This is a genomic window from Pseudomonas sp. AC239 (assembly GCF_979258545.1).
In genome coordinates, this window is sequence record NZ_OZ409864.1 from 1,138,045 (window position 1) to 1,158,387 (window position 20,343).

Annotated in this window: 20 protein-coding genes; 6 read left to right on the forward strand and 14 right to left on the reverse strand. The window is 61.5% G+C overall.

Annotation, left to right across the window (positions count from 1 at the left end):
* Window positions 1–24 precede the first annotated feature (24 nt).
* A complete protein-coding gene (locus tag ACZ0AZ_RS05250; RefSeq protein WP_024014441.1) occupies window positions 25–348 on the reverse strand; it encodes a hypothetical protein in 324 nt (107 codons plus the stop codon).
* A 255-nt stretch (window positions 349–603) separates the two neighbouring features.
* On the opposite strand from ACZ0AZ_RS05250, the gene leuS reads away from it, so the two are divergent.
* The 5 genes from leuS (at window position 604) to ACZ0AZ_RS05275 (ending at window position 6,711) form a co-directional block, all read left to right on the forward strand.
* Window positions 604–3,210 (forward strand): leucine--tRNA ligase, encoded by a 2,607-nt coding sequence (leuS, locus tag ACZ0AZ_RS05255; protein WP_039761804.1) that lies wholly within the window; start codon window positions 604–606, stop codon window positions 3,208–3,210.
* Window positions 3,211–3,298: 88 nt separating this feature from the next.
* Window positions 3,299–3,904: an LPS-assembly lipoprotein LptE gene (locus tag ACZ0AZ_RS05260; protein WP_039761806.1), complete on the forward strand. Its 606-nt coding sequence runs from the start codon at window positions 3,299–3,301 to the stop codon at window positions 3,902–3,904.
* A gap of 39 nt (window positions 3,905–3,943) precedes the next feature.
* A complete protein-coding gene (gene holA / locus ACZ0AZ_RS05265) occupies window positions 3,944–4,981 on the forward strand; it encodes a DNA polymerase III subunit delta (protein WP_129999751.1) in 1,038 nt (345 codons plus the stop codon).
* 181 nt (window positions 4,982–5,162) lie between these two features.
* Window positions 5,163–5,327: an alternative ribosome rescue factor ArfA gene (arfA, locus tag ACZ0AZ_RS05270; RefSeq protein ID WP_016773035.1), complete on the forward strand. Its 165-nt coding sequence runs from the start codon at window positions 5,163–5,165 to the stop codon at window positions 5,325–5,327.
* A 61-nt stretch (window positions 5,328–5,388) separates the two neighbouring features.
* The gene (locus ACZ0AZ_RS05275) at window positions 5,389–6,711 is read left to right on the forward strand and encodes a lytic murein transglycosylase (protein WP_129999750.1); all 1,323 of its coding nucleotides are present in this window, start codon (window positions 5,389–5,391) and stop codon (window positions 6,709–6,711) included.
* 103 nt (window positions 6,712–6,814) lie between these two features.
* Here the strand turns inward: ACZ0AZ_RS05275 and ACZ0AZ_RS05280 are convergent, their stop codons facing one another.
* The 13 genes from ACZ0AZ_RS05280 to ACZ0AZ_RS05340 form a co-directional block, all read right to left on the reverse strand.
* Window positions 6,815–7,780: a S66 peptidase family protein gene (locus tag ACZ0AZ_RS05280; RefSeq protein ID WP_463537042.1), complete on the reverse strand. Its 966-nt coding sequence runs from the start codon at window positions 7,778–7,780 to the stop codon at window positions 6,815–6,817.
* 132 nt (window positions 7,781–7,912) lie between these two features.
* Entirely contained in the window at window positions 7,913–8,911 is a 999-nt protein-coding gene (gene lipA / locus ACZ0AZ_RS05285) for a lipoyl synthase (protein WP_200890482.1), read from the reverse strand.
* Between the two features lie 25 nt (window positions 8,912–8,936).
* A complete protein-coding gene (lipB, locus tag ACZ0AZ_RS05290; RefSeq protein ID WP_039761815.1) occupies window positions 8,937–9,584 on the reverse strand; it encodes a lipoyl(octanoyl) transferase LipB in 648 nt (215 codons plus the stop codon).
* The gene (locus ACZ0AZ_RS05295; RefSeq protein ID WP_039761816.1) at window positions 9,584–9,859 is read right to left on the reverse strand and encodes a DUF493 domain-containing protein; all 276 of its coding nucleotides are present in this window, start codon (window positions 9,857–9,859) and stop codon (window positions 9,584–9,586) included. The genes lipB and ACZ0AZ_RS05295 overlap by 1 nt, the downstream gene beginning before the upstream one ends.
* An 86-nt stretch (window positions 9,860–9,945) precedes the next feature.
* Window positions 9,946–11,103 (reverse strand): D-alanyl-D-alanine carboxypeptidase family protein, encoded by a 1,158-nt coding sequence (locus ACZ0AZ_RS05300; protein ID WP_016773028.1) that lies wholly within the window; start codon window positions 11,101–11,103, stop codon window positions 9,946–9,948.
* Window positions 11,104–11,289: 186 nt separating this feature from the next.
* Window positions 11,290–12,300, reverse strand: a complete 1,011-nt coding sequence (locus ACZ0AZ_RS05305; protein WP_129999747.1) for a septal ring lytic transglycosylase RlpA family protein — start codon at window positions 12,298–12,300, stop codon at window positions 11,290–11,292.
* Window positions 12,300–13,310: a lytic murein transglycosylase B gene (gene mltB / locus ACZ0AZ_RS05310; RefSeq protein WP_463537043.1), complete on the reverse strand. Its 1,011-nt coding sequence runs from the start codon at window positions 13,308–13,310 to the stop codon at window positions 12,300–12,302. The genes ACZ0AZ_RS05305 and mltB overlap by 1 nt, the downstream gene beginning before the upstream one ends.
* Before the next feature lie 17 nt (window positions 13,311–13,327).
* Window positions 13,328–14,431 (reverse strand): rod shape-determining protein RodA, encoded by a 1,104-nt coding sequence (gene rodA, locus ACZ0AZ_RS05315; RefSeq protein WP_051600793.1) that lies wholly within the window; start codon window positions 14,429–14,431, stop codon window positions 13,328–13,330.
* Window positions 14,432–14,462: 31 nt separating this feature from the next.
* A complete protein-coding gene (gene mrdA / locus ACZ0AZ_RS05320) occupies window positions 14,463–16,358 on the reverse strand; it encodes a penicillin-binding protein 2 (RefSeq protein ID WP_463537044.1) in 1,896 nt (631 codons plus the stop codon).
* 10 nt (window positions 16,359–16,368) lie between these two features.
* On the reverse strand, window positions 16,369–16,836 hold the full coding sequence (gene rlmH / locus ACZ0AZ_RS05325) for a 23S rRNA (pseudouridine(1915)-N(3))-methyltransferase RlmH (RefSeq protein ID WP_024014450.1): 468 nt from the start codon (window positions 16,834–16,836) through the stop codon (window positions 16,369–16,371).
* A gap of 9 nt (window positions 16,837–16,845) precedes the next feature.
* Window positions 16,846–17,340, reverse strand: coding sequence for a ribosome silencing factor (gene rsfS, locus ACZ0AZ_RS05330; protein ID WP_016773024.1), 495 nt, complete (start codon window positions 17,338–17,340; stop codon window positions 16,846–16,848).
* A gap of 72 nt (window positions 17,341–17,412) precedes the next feature.
* Complete coding sequence (gene nadD / locus ACZ0AZ_RS05335) at window positions 17,413–18,135, reverse strand: nicotinate-nucleotide adenylyltransferase (protein WP_024014451.1); 723 nt, start codon at window positions 18,133–18,135, stop codon at window positions 17,413–17,415.
* Window positions 18,104–19,375 (reverse strand): glutamate-5-semialdehyde dehydrogenase, encoded by a 1,272-nt coding sequence (locus ACZ0AZ_RS05340; RefSeq protein WP_463537045.1) that lies wholly within the window; start codon window positions 19,373–19,375, stop codon window positions 18,104–18,106. The genes nadD and ACZ0AZ_RS05340 overlap by 32 nt, the downstream gene beginning before the upstream one ends.
* Window positions 19,376–19,552: 177 nt before the next feature.
* Here ACZ0AZ_RS05340 and ACZ0AZ_RS05345 point away from each other — a divergent pair, with 177 nt between their 5' ends.
* Window positions 19,553–20,248: a DNA-3-methyladenine glycosylase gene (locus ACZ0AZ_RS05345; RefSeq protein WP_129999744.1), complete on the forward strand. Its 696-nt coding sequence runs from the start codon at window positions 19,553–19,555 to the stop codon at window positions 20,246–20,248.
* Window positions 20,249–20,343 lie beyond the last annotated feature (95 nt).

Genomic DNA, 20,343 nt, shown 5'->3' on the forward strand with positions numbered 1-20,343 from the left:
TCCGTTTCATGACCTGCCATGCGCTTACTTGGCCTGCACAGAACGCACCTTGCCGGTGTCTCTGCGCGGCGCCTTGTCCTTGAGCCAGATGACCTTGGCCGAATGTGCCGCATCGAGCTGCTTCACTGCTTGAGACAGGCATCCCTGCGTTTCACGTTCACTGCGATCCAGATAGGCCTTGACCAGTTTGAACTCGGCGGGGCTCAAGCCACGCAATTCCAGTTCCAGGGGGCGCTCGTCGCGCAGCCGGTCAGCGGTTTTCACGGCGTCCAGCGCCATGCCCAGACGATCGATCAACCTTTCGTACAACTCGGGTTTCGTTACGTTTTTTTTCCGTTGCTCCACCATCCCTCACCTCATTGAAGATAAGACTCACTCCCCAGTTAGAGCTTAGCTTCGCTGCACGAACCGGCTACACGCCGCGACCAACGGCCCTCGCCACGCAAACGCGCGGACAATCAGCTGTAATCAGGGTTTCCCTCGGCCAAGCGCGGTCATGTATGCTACGGCGCTTCCTGTCATTCCACTTCCAGCGCACCCGGGCCATCCCGGATGCCGCCGTCGAAGAGGATTAGGCCACCCCTATCCAGTACAAAAGTAGCCATGCACGAACAATATCAGCCCCGTGAGATCGAAGCCGCCGCCCAGTCGTTCTGGGATGAGCAAAAGTCCTTTGAAGTCAGTGAACAACCAGGCAAGGAAACCTACTACTGCCTGTCGATGTTCCCTTACCCCAGCGGCAAGCTGCACATGGGCCACGTGCGCAACTACACCATCGGCGACGTGATCTCGCGCTACCAGCGCATGCAGGGCAAGAACGTTCTGCAGCCAATGGGCTGGGATGCGTTCGGCATGCCCGCGGAAAACGCCGCGATGAAAAACAACGTAGCGCCCGCCAAGTGGACCTACGAAAACATCGCCTACATGAAGTCGCAACTGCGCAGCCTCGGCCTCGCGGTGGACTGGTCCCGCGAAGTGACCACCTGCAAGCCGGACTACTACCGCTGGGAACAATGGCTGTTCACCCGCCTGTTCGAAAAAGGCGTCATCTACCGCAAGAACGGCACCGTGAACTGGGACCCGGTCGACCAGACCGTGCTGGCCAACGAGCAAGTCATTGATGGCCGTGGCTGGCGCTCCGGCGCGCTGATCGAAAAGCGCGAAATCCCGATGTACTACTTCAAGATCACCGCTTACGCGGATGAACTGCTGGAAAGCCTCGACGAACTGACTGGCTGGCCGGAACAGGTCAAGACCATGCAGCGCAACTGGATCGGCAAATCCCGTGGCATGGAAGTGCAGTTCCCGTACAACGTCGACTCGATCGGCGAAGCCGGCACCCTGAAAGTTTTCACCACTCGTCCGGACACCCTGATGGGCGCGACTTATGTCGCCGTCGCCGCCGAGCACCCGCTGGCCACCCTGGCCGCGCAGAACAACCCTGAGCTGCAAGCGTTCATCGCTGAATGCAAGGGCGGCAGCGTCGCTGAAGCCGATGTCGCCACTCAGGAAAAGAAAGGCCTGCCGACCGGCCTGTTCGTCGAGCACCCGCTGACCGGCGAAAAGCTCCCGGTGTGGGTCGCCAACTACGTGCTGATGCACTACGGCGACGGCGCGGTCATGGCGGTTCCGGCGCACGACGAGCGCGATTTCGAATTCGCCCACAAGTACAACCTGCCGGTGAAATCGGTGGTGCGCACCAGCTCCGGTGACACCAACCCGGCGCCGTGGCAAGACGCCTATGGCGAGCACGGCACACTGATCAACTCCGGCGAGTTCGACGGCCTCGACTTTGCCGGCGCGTTCGACGCCATGGAAGTCGCCCTGATCAAGAAACAACTGGGCGCCTCGCGTACCCAGTTCCGCCTGCGCGACTGGGGCATCAGCCGCCAGCGCTACTGGGGCTGCCCGATCCCGATCATCCATTGCGCCACGTGCGGCGATGTGCCGGTGCCGGAAGATCAACTGCCGGTCGTCCTGCCGGAAGACGTGGTGCCGGACGGCGCCGGTTCGCCGCTGGCGCGCATGCCCGAGTTCTACGAGTGCAGCTGCCCGAAATGCGGCGCGCCGGCCAAGCGTGAAACCGACACCATGGACACCTTCGTCGAATCGTCGTGGTACTACGCGCGTTACGCCTCGCCGCACTTTGAAGGTGGCCTGGTCGAGAAAACCGCAGCCGATCACTGGCTGCCGGTGGATCAGTACATCGGAGGTATCGAACACGCCATCCTGCACCTGCTCTATGCGCGCTTCTTCCACAAACTGATGCGTGACGAAGGTCTGGTCAGCTCCAACGAGCCGTTCAAGAACCTGCTGACCCAGGGCATGGTGATCGCCGAGACTTACTATCGTCGCGAAGCCAATGGGGCCTACACCTGGTTCAATCCGGCAGACGTGGAACTTGAGCGTGACAGCAAAGCAAAGGTCATCAGCGCCAAGCTGAAATCCGACGGCCTGCCGGTAGAAATCGGCGGCACCGAGAAGATGGCCAAGTCGAAGAACAACGGCGTCGACCCGCAGTCGATGATCGACCAGTTCGGCGCCGACACCTGCCGTCTGTTCATGATGTTCGCTTCGCCGCCTGACATGAGCGCGGAGTGGTCCGACTCCGGCGTTGAAGGTTCGCACCGTTTCCTCAAGCGCGTCTGGCGTCTGGCGCAGGCTCACGTCACCCAAGGCTTGCCGGGCAAACTGGATATCGCCGCTCTGAGCGACGAGCAGAAAACCGTGCGTCGTGCGATTCACCTGGCGATCAAGCAGGCCAGCCATGACGTCGGCCAGAACCACAAATTCAACACCGCCATCGCTCAGGTGATGACGCTGATGAACGTGCTGGAAAAAGCCGCGCAAGCCAGCGAACAGGACCGCGCATTGCTGCACGAAGGTCTGGAAGCGGTGACCCTGCTGCTGGCGCCGATCACCCCGCACATCAGCCATGAACTGTGGAAGCAGTTGGGTCACGCCGATGCGGTGATCGATGCAGGCTGGCCGGCTGTGGACGAAAGTGCGCTGGTGCAGGACAACCTGACCCTGGTAATTCAGGTCAACGGCAAGCTGCGCGGGCAGATCGAAATGCCGGCCAGCGCCACTCGCGAAGAGATCGAAGCCGCCGCGCGCATCAACGAAAACGTGCTGCGTTTCGTCGACGGCCTGACCATTCGCAAAGTGATCGTGGTGCCGGGCAAACTGGTCAATATCGTCGCCAGCTAAATTGGATCGGGTGCCGGGCTCGCCTGGCACCCAGTAAAACCTTTCGGGCCGCAGAGTCGGCTCACCTGGTTTCAAGGGGAGCAACACAATGATCAAACGCAATCTGCTGGTGATGGGCCTCGCCGTTCTGCTGAGCGCCTGCGGTTTCCAGTTGCGTGGTACTGGCACCAACGAACTGTCGATCAAGGAAATCGACCTGAGCGCGCGTAACGCTTACGGCGAAACCGTGACACAGCTGCGTCAGACGCTGGAGTCCAGCGGCGTCAAGGTTTACAGCGGCGCGCCGTACAAGTTGTATCTGGCTGACGAGCAGGAAAGCCAGCGAATTCTCAGCTATGCCGGTGCCGGTCGCACAGGCGAGTATCAGGTCAGCACCGTGCTGAGCTATGACATCCGCGGCGAGAAAAACCTGTCGTTGGTCAGCGACAAGCTCGAAGTGCAGAAAGTCTTCATTCACGACGGCAACAACCTCGTCGGCTCCGATCAGGAAGCCAATGACGCCCGTCATGAAATCCGCCGCGAGCTGGTGCAGCGCATGATGCTGCGCCTGTCGCAGCTGACTCCGGGCCAGTTGCAGCAACTGCAGCAAACCGCCAATGACCGCGCCAAGGCTGAAGCCGATGCGCTGGAAGCGGCGCAGAAGGCCGAGGCGGAAACTCCGCGTCAGTCGCCGCTCGAAATCCCGCAGCAGTAAGACGGTCGGGGCGCCCAGGCGCCCCGCTCGCCCTTCCTTATGAAGCTCGCTCCCGCGCAACTCGGCAAACACCTGCAAGGCGCACTCGCGCCGGTCTACATCATCAGCGGCGATGACCCGTTGCTGTGTCAGGAAGCCGCCGACGCCATCCGCACCGCTGCCCGCCAGCAAGGTTTCGACGAACGTCAGGTCTTCGCCGCCGACGCCAATTTCGATTGGGGTACGTTGTTGCAGGCCGGCGCGAGCATGTCGCTCTTCGCCGAAAAACGCCTGCTGGAACTGCGCCTGCCGTCCGGTAAGCCTGGCGACAAGGGCGCCGCCGCGCTGATCGAATACTGCTCGCGCCCCGCTGAAGATACCGTGCTGCTGATCAGCTTGCCGAAGCTCGATGGCAGCGCGCAGAAAACCAAGTGGGGCAAGGCGCTGGTCGAAGGCCAACAAACCCAGTTCGTGCAGATCTGGCCGGTGGATGGCAATCAGCTGCCGAGCTGGATTCGTCAGCGCCTGTCTCAGGCCGGTCTGTCGGCCAGTCAGGACGCCGTCGAATTGATTGCCGCGCGTGTCGAAGGCAACCTGCTCGCCGCCGCGCAGGAAATCGAAAAGCTCAAACTGATGGCCGAAGGTGGGCAGATCACCGTCGAAACCGTGCAGGCCGCCGTCGCCGACAGTGCGCGGTTCGACGTGTTCGGCCTGACCGACGCGGTGCTCAACGGTGAACCGGCCCACGCCTTGCGCATGCTCGAGGGTTTGCGCGGCGAAGGCGTCGAGCCGCCCGTGATCCTCTGGGCACTGGCGCGGGAGTTGCGCCTGCTGGCCAACATCTCCCTGCAATACAGCCAGGGCACGCCACTGGACAAGTGTTTCAGCCAGTCAAAACCGCCGGTATGGGACAAGCGCAAGCCGCTGATGAGCAAGGCTTTGCAACGCTACTCGGCGCAACGCTGGGCGCAATTGCTGCTCGAAGCGCAGCGTATCGATGCGCAGATCAAGGGCCAGGCGGCGGGTTCGCCGTGGATGAGCCTTAGCCGCCTGGCTTTATTGATGTCAGGCCAGCGACTGTCATTGCCTGCCGAGTAAGGCATTTGATCGCGTAGCGTCCATTCGCGAGCAGGCTCGCTCCCACAGGTGCCCGCGTTCCAATGTGGGAGCGAGCCTGCTCGCGAAAGCGCTAGAATATTCCTACGCATGAGCTACTGGACAGACGCGCCACATCGGCAGATTATTCTCGGCGCAAAACCACCACACCGAGAGAACCCTCATGAGCAAAAAGCCTGCAAAGCATGGCCCCAACAAGGCCAAATCCATCGTCGCCCAGCCCTTGTTCCGCAGCCGCCAGGAACGACCAGCCAAGGGCAAAGGCAGCTACCGCCGCGAAGCCTTCCGGTCTGACAACCGGGAGGCTTTTTACTTTCTGGCTGCCTGAAGCGCACCACCCCCCGCTCATGTTAAGGTCTGCACCTGATTCGTTTCCCCTGGAACTGTGCATGCCCCCAAGTCTTTCCCGTCGTTGGCCCGTGCGCCAATTGATCGCTGCCTCCAGCTTCATCCTGCTTGTCGCCTGCGCGGAAAAACCCACCGCCGCCGATGCACAACCGCTTCAAGCTGCCCCGGTCACCACGGCCCCAGCGATCATTCCGCCGGTAGTGCCGTCCACCGATCCGCTCGATATTCAACCGACCCAGACCTTCGCCGAATGGCAGGCAGGTTTCCGCAAGGACGCCCTCGCCGCCGGGATTCGTCCCGAGCTGTTCGATCAGGCATTTGCCAACATCAGCTTCGACGCCAGCGTGATCCGTGCCGATCGCAGTCAGCCGGAGTTTTCCCGCCCGGTGTGGGAATACCTCGATGGCGCGCTGTCGCCACTGCGCGTACGCAAGGGCCAGGCGCTGATCAATCAGTACGCCGATATTCTGCAAAGCATCGAGCAGCGTTATGGCGTTGATCGCCAGGCACTGGTGTCGGTGTGGGGCATGGAAAGCAACTTCGGCCAGTTTCAGGGCAGCAAGTCGGTGATCAACTCGCTGGCCACCCTCGCCTACGAAGGCCGTCGTCCGGGCTTTGCTCATGCGCAATTGATCGCCGCCCTGCAAATTCTGCAACAAGGCGATATCACCCCGGAGAAAATGCTCGGCTCCTGGGCCGGGGCGATGGGCCAGACCCAGTTCATTCCGACCACTTACAACACCCACGCCGTGGATTTTGACGGTGACGGTCGCCGCGACATCTGGGGTAGCCCGGCCGATGCACTGGCCTCGACCGCGCATTACCTGCAAAGCTCGGGCTGGCAACGTGGCCAGCCGTGGGGTTTTGAAGTGCAATTGCCCAGCGGTTTCAACTACACGCTGGCCGATGGCGCGATTCGCAAAAGCGTCGCCGAATGGCGGCAACTGGGCGTCAACCTGCCGAATGGCGCGCAGGTGCCAGCCGGTTCCGAACAACTGTCCGCTGCCCTGCTGCTGCCGGCCGGTTATCGTGGCCCGGCGTTCCTGATCCTCGACAACTTCCGGGCGATTCTCAAGTACAACAATTCGTCGTCGTATGCGCTGGCGGTGAGTCTGCTGTCCGAGCGCTTTGAAGGTGCAGGGCTGATCAACGGTAACTGGCCGAAAGATGACCTGCCGCTGAGTCGCACCGAGCGCATCGAACTGCAAACGCTGTTGAGCGCTCGCAATTACGACGCCGGCACGGCCGACGGAATTATCGGCGCCAACACGCGCAAGGCCATTCGCAGTGCCCAGCAGGCGCTGGGCTGGCCGGCGGATGGCTATCCGACGCACAAGTTGCTCGAGAGCCTTCGCGTCCAATAAAAGCATCGCGGGCAAGCCCGCTCCCACAGGGGTTCTGGTTGAAACACAATTGTGAATTCGACTCAAAACCTGTGGGAGCGAGCCTGCTCGCGAAGTCTGACTGTCAGGCAATAACCGTTTCAGCCTTGATCACCACATCCTGCTCCAACAGCAATTCCTGCTTCCCCGCATCCAGGCGCACCAGCGCGCCCAACGGCAGTGTCAGGTTCGGGTCGCAATGACCGCTGCGCCAACCCGACAACACCGGAATCCGCAGCGGCTCAAAGGTTTGCTTGAGCAAGCGATTCAGCGCGTCGACATCCACCCCGGCGATATCGCCGACCAGCACACCGCGCAGTCTGGCCAACTTGCCGGCCAGGCGCATCTGGGTCAGCAGCCGATCAATCCGATACAGCGGCTCATTGATGTCCTCGATGAACAGAACTGCGCCTTCGACATCGATCTCATAAGGCGTACCCAAGGTAGCGGCGATCATCGCAAGATTGCCGCCAAGCAAACGTCCGTGGGCAATGCCTGGTTCGACGGTTGAGAGCAGATACGCCGCCGGATGGCTCAGTACACTCCCTGACTTCATTTGCCCGCGCAGCATGGCGAAGAATGAGGTGACGGTCGGCGGCTCCTTGTCGCCCAGCAGGTCAGCATTGAGCAGCGGCCCGTGGAAGGTCACAAACCCGGCGTAGCGACTGATGGCCAGGTGCAGCGCGGTGATGTCGCTATAGCCGACAAACGGCTTGGCATGCCGGCTGAGCAGGTCGTAATCGATTCGGTCGAGCAGGCGCGGCGTGCCGTAGCCGCCGCGCAGGCAAATGATCGCGTCGACTTCGGGGTCAGCGAACGCGGCGTGCAGATCGCGCAGGCGTACGTCGTCACTGCCAGCCAGATAGCCGTCCTTCTCATAGACACCCGGAAACACCTTAAGCCCATAGCCGCGCGCACGCATCCATTGCAGCGCTTTTTCAGTGTCGAGGGCGCCGGGACCGGCCGGCGCGATGACGCCGATCGTCCCCTCAGAGGGCAGCGCCGGTACGGGTCGGTGGGCAATCAGGGTGTGGCTCGGTCGAACGGTCATCCTTGGGCTCCAGCGGTAAAGTCATGCACACACAGTAGTCAGCTGAAGAGGCAAACAAAAGCCCCTTGTCTCAGGCAAAAAAATGCCCGCCGAAGGACAGTCCTCGGCGGGCATTTTTGCATCGGCACTGAATCAGGAACCCAGCAGCTCAGCCTTGACCAGCTTCGCCTGCTCGTCGGCATGGTACGAGGAACGTACCAGCGGGCCCGAAGCAACGTTCTTGAAGCCCATCTTGTAACCTTCCTCGGCGAACCAGGCGAAGGTGTCCGGATGGACGAAGCGCTGCACCGGCAAGTGGCTGCGCGACGGTTGCAGGTATTGACCGAGGGTCAGCATGTCGATGTCGTGTTCGCGCATGCGCTTCATGACTTCGATGACTTCCTCGTCGGTCTCGCCCAGACCCAGCATCAGGCCGGACTTGGTCGGAATGTGCGGCATCATCTGCTTGAAGCGTTGCAACAGGGTCAGCGACCACTGGTAGTCCGAGCCCGGACGCGCAGCCTTGTACAGGCGCGGCACGGTTTCCAGGTTGTGGTTGAACACATCCGGCGGCTCGGCAGCGGTGATTTGCAGAGCGATATCCATACGCCCACGGTAGTCCGGAACCAGGGTCTCGAGCTGCACGTTCGGCGACAGTTTGCGGATTTCGCGGATGCAGTCGGCAAAGTGCTGGGCACCGCCGTCACGCAGGTCGTCACGGTCAACCGAGGTGATCACCACGTATTTGAGCTTGAGGTCGGCGATAGCGATCGCCAGGCTTTCCGGCTCGTTGACGTCCAGTGGCTTCGGACGACCGTGGCCAACGTCGCAGAACGGGCAGCGACGGGTGCAGATATCGCCCATGATCATGAAGGTCGCGGTGCCGCCGGAGAAGCACTCGCCGAGGTTCGGGCAGGACGCTTCTTCGCAGACACTGTGCAGCTTGTGCTTGCGCAGCAGGCTCTTGATGCGGTCGACTTCCGGCGAAACCGGAATGCGCACACGGATCCAGTCGGGTTTTTTCGGCAGTTCGGTGGTCGGGATGATCTTGACCGGGATGCGTGCAACCTTCTCGGCGCCGCGCAGCTTGACGCCGGCTTCAACCTTGGGACGCGGGGCCGGGCGCTCGGTCACGTCGAGCGTCGGGATCATGGTTTGCACTGCATCAGTAGTCATATCAGTCGATTCCGCCCGTGAGGGTCGTCTGCTCAGCATAGTCGAGGTGTTTGACGAGCTGCGCGCGCAGCCGGGCACTTACCTCGGCAAATTCAATCGATCCTGCGTGATCGCTCAGCTGGGTCATGGCCAGCCCGGCGTAGCCGCAGGGATTAATCCGTCGAAACGGTTCCAGGTTCATATCCACGTTCAGGGCCAGGCCATGAAAGGAACAACCGTGGCGAATGCGCAAACCCAGAGAAGCGATTTTCGCTCCATCGACATACACGCCGGGAGCATCTGGCTTGGCGGCGGCGGTGACGCCGTAGCTGGCCAGCAGTTCGATCAGGCAGGCTTCCATGCGGCTGACCAGATCACGCACGCCGAAACCCAGCTTGCGCACATCCAGTAACAGATAGGCCACCAGTTGCCCGGGGCCATGATAAGTCACTTGGCCGCCACGATCGACCTGCACCACCGGAATATCTCCCGGCAGTAACAGGTGTTCGGCCTTGCCGGCCTGGCCCTGTGTGAACACCGGCGGGTGTTCGACGAGCCAGATTTCGTCGGCGGCATCGCTGCCGCGTTCGTTGGTGAAGCGCTGCATGGCATGCCAGACCGGCTCGTAAGCCATCTGGCCCAGCTCGCGAAAGCCCAGCGTGCCGTGCATCACAACACCATGTGCACGAAGCCGGTCGCCCGCAGTTCGCTGTTGATGTTGTACAGCTGATCCTGGTCGGTGGCGACGATGTGCAACTGAATAGTGGTGTATTTGCCGTTGGTGCTTTGACGTTCGTCGATACGCTCATCATTGATGGTCGCGTGTTTCTTGACGATGTCGATGATCTTGTCTTTGTTGCCTACACCGGTATCGCTGATCACCTTGACGGGATAGTCCGTGACAGGGAATTCGATCTTTGGCGCCTTTACTTCGGTATCGGTCATGGCGTAACGGCCTCTAGAGTGCAAGCCGTGGTAACGCACATGGCCCCGCACCGGATCGGGGCGGGGCCATGCAGGTCAACACTGAATCAGTTGAACAAGCCGTAGAAGAATAGACGGATGCTATCCCACATGCGGCGGAAGATACCACCCTCCTCGACGCCATCCAGAGCGATCAGGTCGGCGCTGTGCACCACCTTGTCTTCCAGTTTGACTTCGACTTTACCGATCACGTCGCCCTTGGCGATTGGCGCAACCAGTTGCGGGTTCATGGTCATGCTGGCAGCGAGCTTCTTCAACTGGCCTTTTGGCAGAGTCATGGTCAGGTCTTGCGCCAGGCCGGCCTTGACCTGGCTGGTGGTGCCTTTCCATACCGGCGCCTGCGCCAGTTCGGTGCCCTTCTGGTAGAAGGTCTGGGTTTCGAAGAAGCGGAAACCGTAGGTCAGCAGCTTCTGGGTTTCAGCGGCGCGGGCCACTTCGCTGTTGGTGCCGAACACCACGGCGATCAGGCGCTGGCCGTCACGTACCGCCGAGGACACCATGCAGTAGCCGGCTTCGTCGGTGTGGCCGGTTTTCAGACCGTCAACGGTCTTGTCGCGCCACAGTAGCAGGTTGCGGTTAGGCTGCTTGATGCCATTCCAGAAGAACTCTTTCTGCGAGTAGATCGCATAGTGAGCCGGGTCTTCGTGGATGATCGCACGGGCCAGAATCGCCATGTCGTGCGCCGACGAGTAGTGCTCAGGATTCGGCAGACCGGTCGGGTTCATGAAATGGGTATTGGTCATGCCCAGTTCGGTGACGGTCTTGTTCATCAGGTCGGCGAAGGCGTCTTCGCTGCCGGCGATGTGCTCGGCCAGGGCGACGCTGGCGTCGTTACCGGACTGGATGATGATGCCGTGCAGCAGGTCGCTGACAGTCACCTGCGAGCCGACCTTGATGAACATCCGCGAACCGCCGGTGCGCCAGGCGTTTTCGCTGACGGTCACCGGGTCGTTCTCGCCGATCTGGCCGCGACGGATTTCCAGGGTCGCAATGTACGCGGTCATCAGCTTGGTCAGGCTGGCCGGTGGCAGACGCTGGTCGCCGTTGTTTTCGACCAGCACGTTGCCGCTGCTGGCGTCCATCAGAACATAGGCCTTGGCGGCCAGTTGTGGTGGCGACGGCATCATCTCGGCCGCGAAGGCGGCTGGCGAGAGGAGCAGCGGGACTAGCAGACACAGGCGTTTGGCAAAGGTGGTGATGTTCATCCGTCTCTCGAAATCGCTAATGGAAACTTGCCCGAAGGCAAAACTTATTCAGACAGCCTTCTAACGGGCCATCGCGTGTTCAGTTGCTCACTCCGTCACCCTTGCCGGGCTTTTGTTCTTCGAAGAGCCAACAACCTGGTTCACCCCCCGAATACCGCAAGTGAACCGTCAATCAAGGTCTACGTATTACTCGCTGACCACGCTGGGCGAACCCAGATTGGCCAGACGCACACTGTTCTGCACCTGGGCGATCTCACCCGGCGAGCCGATCGGCCCCAGGCGTACCCGGTGCAGGGTCTGCTGATTGCGCACGATCGAACTGATGAACACCGGCGCGCTCACCATCCCGCTGAGCTTCGACCTCAGCAGCTCGGCAGCGTCCGGGTTGGCGAACGCGCCCACCTGCAGATACTGGCCAGACGCTGGTGCAGAAGCGTTTTTTTTTGCATCGATCTGCACCGGCACCACGGCCGCCGCGTGTTGCTGCGGTGGCGGTGTCCATTGCTCGACGGTGCCGGCCGACGCTGTAATCGCTGGCGCGCTATTCTGCGCTACTTGCGGCTCGTTGAGCATCAGCGGCGCCGGACGGCCCTTGGCTGCCCACCACTGTTGCGGATCGATGCCTTCGACCTTGACCCGCGCGGTGCCGGTTTCGGCATAGCCGAGTTTCTTCGCCGCCGCGTAGGACAAATCGATGATGCGATCGGAGTAGAACGGCCCACGGTCGTTGACGCGCAGGATCACCGTCTTGTTGTTGTCCAGGTTGGTCACCCGGACGTAGCTTGGCAGCGGCAAGGTCTTGTGCGCAGCGCTCATGCCGTACAGGTCATACACTTCGCCGTTGGCGGTGTTCTGGCCATGGAACTTGGTGCCGTACCAGGACGCCGTACCTGAGGCCACGTAGGTCTTGGATTCCTGCAACGGGAAATAGGTCTTGCCCAGCACGGTGTAAGGGTTGGCCTTGTACGGGCCGGTGTGCAGGGTCGGTGTCGCATCGGGGATGCGCGAAACATCGACATCCCACCAAGGCGCGCCGTCTTTGTGCGCGCGATTGATGTCCAGGCCCGGTTGGGCGCGGACAGCGGTGGACGGGGATTTCTGCGTCGGCGTGCGGCTGGTCGTGCAACTGGCAACCAGGACTGCCAACGCAGCGAAAGCCACCAGCTTCAGGGGTTTATTGTTAGGCAATGCCTGCATTACTTGACGCCCCGTGCTTGTACCAGCTGTTCAGACAGTTGATGTACGGCCATGGCGTACATCACGCTGCGGTTATAACGCGTGATCGCGTAGAAATTCTGCAGGCCCATCCAGTATTCAGGGCCGTTGTCGCCTTCGAGGCGAAATGCGGTAACCGGCATATCATCGCGCAGCGCATCATGACTCGACCAGCCCAGCGCCCGCAACTCTGCGACCGTCTTCACCGGTTCGATACCGCTGGTCAGGCCTTCATCAGCCTGCTCGCCGCGTACATCGGCGCGGCTGACCACCGGCTCACCGGCGACCCAGCCATGGCGCTTGAAATAGCTGGCGACGCTGCCAATGGCATCGTCCGGGTTGTTCCAGATATTGATGTGACCGTCACCGTCGAAGTCCACCGCGTAGGCGCGAAAGCTGCTCGGCATGAATTGCGGCAGGCCCATTGCCCCGGCGTAAGAGCCTTTGAGGGTCAGTGGATCGACCTGCTCTTCACGGGCCAGCAGAAGGAACTCACGTAGCTCCTTGCGGAAAAATTCGGCACGGGGAGGATAGTCGAAGCCCAGGGTCGATAAAGCATCGATCACGCGGAAATTGCCGGTATTACGTCCGAAAAAGGTCTCGACGCCGATGATCGACACGATGACTTGTGCCGGCACGCCGTATTCTTGCTCGGCACGCGCCAGGGTCGCCTCGTGCTGACGCCAGAAGTCGACACCCCGGGCGATGCGCGCGTCGGTGATGAACATCGGTCGATATTCGTTCCACTGCTTGACCCGTTCGGCGGGTTTGGAGATGGCGTCGAGAATCGACTGCTTGCGTTGCGCCTCGCGGAACACACCCATCAGTTGTTCACCGGCGAAACCGTAGTCGCGGGTCATTTCGCCGACGAATTCGGCCACCTGCGGCGAGCCTTCATAGTCGCCGGCCAGCGCTTCCTGCACGCTTCCCAGCAGGCCCATCAGGCCAACCAGCGGCGCGCATCGAGTCGCCCAGCCACGCATTACTTGCATTGCACTCTTCACCTTATTCAAACCTGTGCGATCCACTTGCGATGGGTATGGATCGACATCAAAACCCCAAACGCTGACAGCAGCGTCACCAGCGAAGTTCCTCCGTAGCTAATGAACGGCAACGGCACCCCCACGACCGGCAACAGGCCACTGACCATACCGATGTTGACGAAAACGTAAACAAAAAAAGTCATGGTCAACGCACCGGCGAGCAATTTGCCGAACAGCGTTTGTGCCTGGGCAGTGATCACCAGCCCACGACCGATCAACAACAGATAGATCAGCAGCAGTGCGCAAATTCCCACCAGACCGAACTCTTCGCCAAGCACGGCGATAATGAAGTCGGTGTGGCTTTCCGGAAGAAAGTCCAGGTGCGACTGGGTACCGAGCAACCAGCCTTTGCCGAACACGCCACCGGAACCGATCGCGGCTTTCGACTGAATGATGTTCCAGCCGGTGCCCAGCGGATCACTTTCCGGGTCGAGAAAGGTCAGGACCCGCTGCTTCTGGTAGTCGTGCATGACGAAGAACCACATCGCCACCGACACCGGCACCGCCGCCGCCAGCACGCTGAGAATCCAGCGCCAGCGCAGGCCGCCCATGAACAGCACGAAGGCGCCACCGGCGAGAATCAGCAGCGAGGTGCCGAGATCCGGCTGGCGCACGATCAGAATGAACGGCACACCAATCAGCATCAGGCTGATGCCGACGTGCTTGAGCTGCGGCGGCAAGGTGCGTTTGGACAGATACCAGGCGATGGTCGCCGGCATCAGGATCTTCATGAATTCCGAGGGCTGGAAGCGGATCACCCCGGGAATGTTGATCCAGCGCGTGGCGCCCATGGCATTGTGGCCCATGATGTCGACGACGATCAGCAAGACCACGCCGATTACGTAACCGAGCGGTACCCAACGCGCCATGAAACGCGGCTCGAACTGGGCGATGACAATCATCGCCACCAGACCGATACCGAACGATGTGGCCTGCTTGCCCAGCAGATCCCAGCTCTTGCCGCTGGCCGAATACAGCACGAACAGGCTGCCGGCGGCGAGAATCAGCAACAGGATCAACAGCGGGCCATCGATATGCAGTCTTTGCAGCAACGTCGCGCGGCGACGCATCACATCCTCGCTGGAGAGCATGCGATCGAAGTTATTCATCACGGGCCGTGGCCTCCGCAGTGATTGGGCTGGCGTACTCGGCTTTGAGATGGCCGTCCTGGTCGAGCAACCACGCGTCCATGACCTGGCGCACGACCGGCGCGGCCACGCCGGAGCCGGACTCACCGTTCTCGACCATCACCGACACGACAATCTTCGGATCATCGGCCGGGGCGAAACCGACGAACAAGGCGTGGTCGCGATGGCGCTCCTGGACCTTGGAGCGGTCGTATTTTTCGCCCTGCTTGATCGCCACCACCTGCGCGGTACCGGACTTGCCGGCGATGCGGTATTGCGCGCCGATCGCCGCTTTGCGCGCGGTACCACGGGCACCGTGCATCACCTGCTGCATGCCGTGGTTGACCTTGTTCCAGTCGGACGGGTCGCGCAGGACGATGTTTGGCATCGGGTTGTCATCCACCGGTTTCACCCCGTCGAGGGATTTGGCCAGGTGCGGACGGTTCCAGATGCCTTTGTTGGCCACCAGCGCCGTGGCCTGGGCCAATTGCAGCGGCGTCGATTGCATGTAGCCCTGGCCGATCCCGAGAATCAGGGTTTCGCCGGGGAACCACGCCTGTTTGCGCGTTGCTCGCTTCCATTCGCGCGATGGCATCAGGCCGGGGGATTCTTCGAACATGTCCAGGGAGACCTTCTGACCGATGCCGAACTTGTTCATATAGGTCGACAGCCGATCGATGCCGAGCTTGTGCGCCAGGTCATAGAAGTAGGTGTCGTTGGACCGCATGATCGCCGTGTCGAGGTCGACGAAGCCGTCACCGGTACGGTTCCAGTTGCGGTATTTGTGGTCGTAGTTGGGCAGCATGTAGTAGCCCGGGTCGAACACCCGGCTCGACGCCGTGACCACCCCGGCGTCAAGACCGGCAATCGCCACCGCCGGTTTGATCGTCGAGCCCGGCGGGTACAGACCGCGCAGCACGCGGTTGAACAACGGCCGGTCGATGGAGTCGCGCAACTCGGCGTAGGCCTTGAAGCTGATGCCGGTGACGAACAGGTTGGGGTCGAAACTTGGCTGGCTGACCATCGCCAGCACTTCGCCAGTTTTCGGATCGAGCGCCACCACCGCACCACGTCGCCCGCCCAGCGCGGCCTCGGCGGCTTCCTGCAACTTGATGTCGAGGCTCAGGACGATGTCCTTGCCGGGAATCGGATCGGTGCGTTTGAGCACGCGCAATACGCGGCCACGGGCGTTGGTCTCGACTTCCTCGTAACCGACCTGACCGTGCAATTCCGGCTCGTAGAACCGCTCGATGCCGGTCTTGCCGATGTGGTGGGTGCCGCTGTAGTTGACCGGATCCAGCGACTTCAGCTCTTTCTCGTTGATCCGCCCCATGTAGCCCACCGAGTGCGCAAAGTGCGCGCCCTGCGGGTAATGCCGGACCAGTTGCGCGACCACTTCCACCCCGGGCAGGCGGAACTGGTTCACCGCGATGCGGGCGATCTGCTCTTCGGTCAGCTCGAACAGGATCGGCACCGGCTCGAACGGCCGACGCCCCTGCCGCATGCGTTTCTCGAAGATCACCCGGTCCTCGGGCGTCAGCTCCAGCACCTCGACGATAACGTCGAGCACCTGCTGCCAGTCGCCGGAGCGCTCACGGGTCATGCTCAGGCTGAAGCTCGGCCGGTTGTCGGCCACAACCACGCCGTTGCGGTCGAAAATCAGCCCGCGCGTCGGCGGAATCGGCTGCACGTGGACGCGGTTGTTTTCCGACAGGGTCGAGTGGTACTCGTACTGGATCACCTGCAGGTAATACAGACGCGCGATCAACACACAGATCAGCGCCACGATCACGATCGCACCGAACACCACACGGCTGCGCACCAGACGGGCGTCCTTTTCGTGGTCCTTGATGCGGATCGGCTGAGACATGAGGGCAGGCTTACTTGTGATAAGGGTGGCCGGACAACACGGTCCAGGCACGGTACAACTGTTCGCCGATCAGGATCCGCACCAGCGGGTGCGGCAAGGTCAGCGGCGACAACGACCAGCGCTGGTCAGCGCGGGCACAGACTTCCGGTGCCAGCCCTTCCGGGCCGCCGACCATGAAGTTGACCGTGCGCGAATCCAGGCGCCAGCGATCGAGTTCGACCGCCAGTTGCTCGGTGCTCCACGGCTTGCCGTGAACCTCCAGCGTGACGATCCGCTCGTTGTGCCCGACCTTGGCCAGCATGGCTTCGCCTTCCTGGCGGATGAAACGGGCCACGTCGGCATTCTTGCCACGGGTGTTGAGCGGAATTTCCACCAGTTCCAGCGCCAGCTCGGACGGAAGACGCTTGGCATATTCAAGCCAGCCTTCTTCCACCCACTTGGGCATGCGTGAACCGACGGCGATCAGGCGCAGTCGCACAGCGATCCCTTAGAACTGGTCTTTGTTGAGCTTGGTGAAATGCTCGTGGGTGTTTTCCGGGCTGTGGTGCTTGGCATCGGCCGCACGGCTTTGCTCGGCACCGGCCCACAGGCGCTCCAGGTCGTAGAACTGACGCGCCGAGGCAGTCATCATGTGCACGATCACCAGATCGAGGTCGAGCAGAACCCAGTCGCTGTCGCCCTTGCCTTCTTCGCCCAGCGGCTTGGCGCCCTGCTTTTTCACTTCCTCACGGACCTTGTCCAGCATCGCGTTGATCTGGCGATTGGAGGTACCGGTGGCGATGATCATGTAGTCAGTGATGCTCTGCTTGTCGCGCACATCAATGATCTGGATGTCCTGGGCCTTGACGTCTTCCAGCGCAGCGACGGCAATCTTGACCAGTTCGTCGCCCTTGAGCGGCTCGTTGGTGTTGACGGCTTCCGGCAGTGGTGCGCTCTTGAACGTGCCTTTGCGCTTTACTTTCGGTAGATCTTTATCAGTCATATGTAACTCGTTTTGCTCATGTATTCGGCGGCTTGGGGATACGGTGATCCGTATCGGTGAAGCGCGCCTTGTTCAGTTCGACGCACGGTACAGACCGTGCGCATCGATGTAGGCCAGGACCGCGTCGGGCACCAGGAAACGTACCGACTTACCGCTGGCCAGCAGTTGACGGATCTGGGTGGCGGAAACCGCGAGCGGTGTCTGCCAGACGAATGCAATCTGTCCGCTCGGCCCTTTCAGGGCCAGCGGGTCGCTCACCGAACGCGCTGCCAGCAGGTTGCGCAAGGCATCCGGCGGTTCGCTGTCGGCGTCCGGGCGCTGTAGCACCAGGATGTGGCAATGCTGGAGCAACTCTTCCCAGCGGTGCCAAGTGGGCAGGCCGCAAAATGCGTCCCAGCCCAAAAGCAGAAAAACCTGGGTCTCGGCGGGCATCTCTGCGCGCAGCGACTCCAGGGTATCGATGGTCCAGGACGGTTTGTCCCGCTGCAATTCGCGGGCGTCCACCACCAGCGGCGGCAATCCGGCCACCGCGCACTCGACCATCGCCAGCCGATCCTGCGCCGACACCTGCGGCGTCCCGCGATGTGGCGGGCGCGCGTTCGGCATCAGGCGCAACTCGTCCAGCGCCAGCGCTTCGACAACTTCCAGCGCGCCACGCAAATGACCGATGTGCACCGGGTCGAACGTACCGCCCAGCACGCCAATGCGCTGCGGGCGCGACTCGCTGCCGGTGTGCGGCGCTGTCAGGTCGAGGTCGGTCAAGTCAGACCGTCGCCTGGCCGCGCAACTGGCCATCGCCGACCACGATGTACTTCTCGCAGGTCAACCCCTCAAGCCCTACCGGGCCGCGGGCGTGCAGCTTATCAGTAGAAATGCCGATTTCGGCACCCAGTCCGTATTCAAATCCATCGGCGAAGCAGGTCGGGGTGTTGATCATCACCGAGGCCGAGTCGACTTCCGCCACGAACCGGCGGGTGTCGGCGAGGTTTTCGCTAACGATCGAGTCGGTGTGATGGGAGCCGTAATGGTTGATGTGCTCGATCGCCTGCTCCAGACCGTCGACCACGCGGATCGACAGTATCGGCGCCAGGTACTCGGTGTGCCAGTCGTCTTCGCTGGCCGCGACCGCTTCGATGATCGCCCGGGTGCGTTCGCAACCGCGCAGCTCGACGCCTTTTTCGCGGAACTGCGTAGCCATCGACGGCAGGAAATCCTTGGCAACAGCCTGATCGACCAGCAGGGTTTCCATCGCGCCGCAGATACCATAACGGTAAGTCTTGGCGTTGAAGGCAATGCGCTGGGCTTTGGCCAGGTCGGCGTGTTCGCTGACGTAGACGTGGCAGATGCCGTCCAGGTGCTTGATCACCGGCACGCGGGCATCGCGGCTGATGCGCTCGATCAGGCCACGGCCACCACGGGGCACGATGACGTCAACGTATTCCGGCATGCTGATCAGCGCGCCGACAGCGGCACGGTCGGTGGTTTCGACCACTTGCACCACGGCGGCGGGCAGTTCGGCCTCGGCCAGACCGCGCTGAATGCACGCGGCAATCGCGCGGTTGGAATGAATCGCCTCGGAGCCACCGCGCAGAATGGTCGCGCTGCCCGACTTCAGACACAGGCTGGCGGCATCGATGGTCACGTTCGGCCGGGATTCGTAGATGATCCCGATCACGCCCAGCGGTACACGCATCTTGCCGACCTGAATGCCCGACGGACGGAAGCTCATGTCGCGGATCGCGCCAACCGGATCCGCCAGTGCAGCGACCTGACGCAAGCCGACGATCATGCCGTCGATGCGTGCCGGAGTCAGTTCCAGACGTTCCAGCAGCGCCGGCTCCAGACCGCTGGCGCGACCGGCAGCCAGATCCAGCTCATTGGCTGCGGCCAGCTCGGCGCGCGCGGCGTCCAGCGCATTGGCGGCAGCCTGCAAGGCGCGGTTTTTCTGCGCGGTGCTGGCGCGACCGATGACCTTGGAGGCAGCGCGGGCGGCGCGACCCAATCGGGTCATGTAGTCAAGAACGGACTCAGTCATGGTCTGCTGGGATCTTGGCAAAGAGGAAAGCGGCAGATTATAGCTGTCGCGTCCCGGGACTAACAGCGGTGACGGGCGGATGGTCGAAATGAACTGCGTTTGGCCATCGTTCAGACGTAATTAAGCTGAGCGTTGTTATCATCAAGGCCTCTTGAGCCTGGATAAACCCTGCCCATCATGACCAACGTGCCCCTTTGCCCCGAGTCCGCGCGCCTGCCCGTGGGCCTGCCGGACAGCTTTTTCGACCGCGACGCCCAAGTACTGGCGCAGGCGTTGCTCGGCAAAGTCATCCGCCATCGCGTCGGCGACCTGTGGTTGAGCGCTCGAATTATCGAGACCGAGGCCTATTACTTCGCGGAAAAAGGCAGCCATGCCTCGCTCGGTTACACAGAAAAGCGTAAGGCTTTGTTTCTGGACGGCGGGCACATCTATATGTACTACGCCCGCGGCGGTGATTCGCTGAATTTCAGCGCGCAAGGTCCGGGCAATGCGGTGCTGATCAAATCCGCCTATCCGTGGGTCGATGAAGTCAGCGGTCCGGCGAGTCTGGCGCAAATGCTGCTGAACAATCCCGATGCCCAGGGACGACCGCGTCCGACGCAGAAGTTGTGCGCCGGGCAGACCTTGCTGTGCAAGGCACTCGGTTTGAAAGTACCGATGTGGGACGCCAAGCGTTTCGATCATGAATTGCTGCTGGTCGAAGATACGGGGCCGGCTCCTTCTCACGTTATTCAAACCACCCGGCTGGGGATTCCACTGGGTCGCGATGAACACTTGATGTATCGCTTCGTTGACGCCGCATATGCGCAATGGTGCACGCGGAACCCGCTGCGACGGGGTCAGGTCGAAGGCCGGGATTATATTCTTCTGTAAACGCTTACCCCTGTAGGAGCTGCCGCAGGCTGCGATCTTTTGATTCTGCTTTAAAGAAACAAGATCAAAAGATCGCAGCCTGCGGCAGCTCCTAC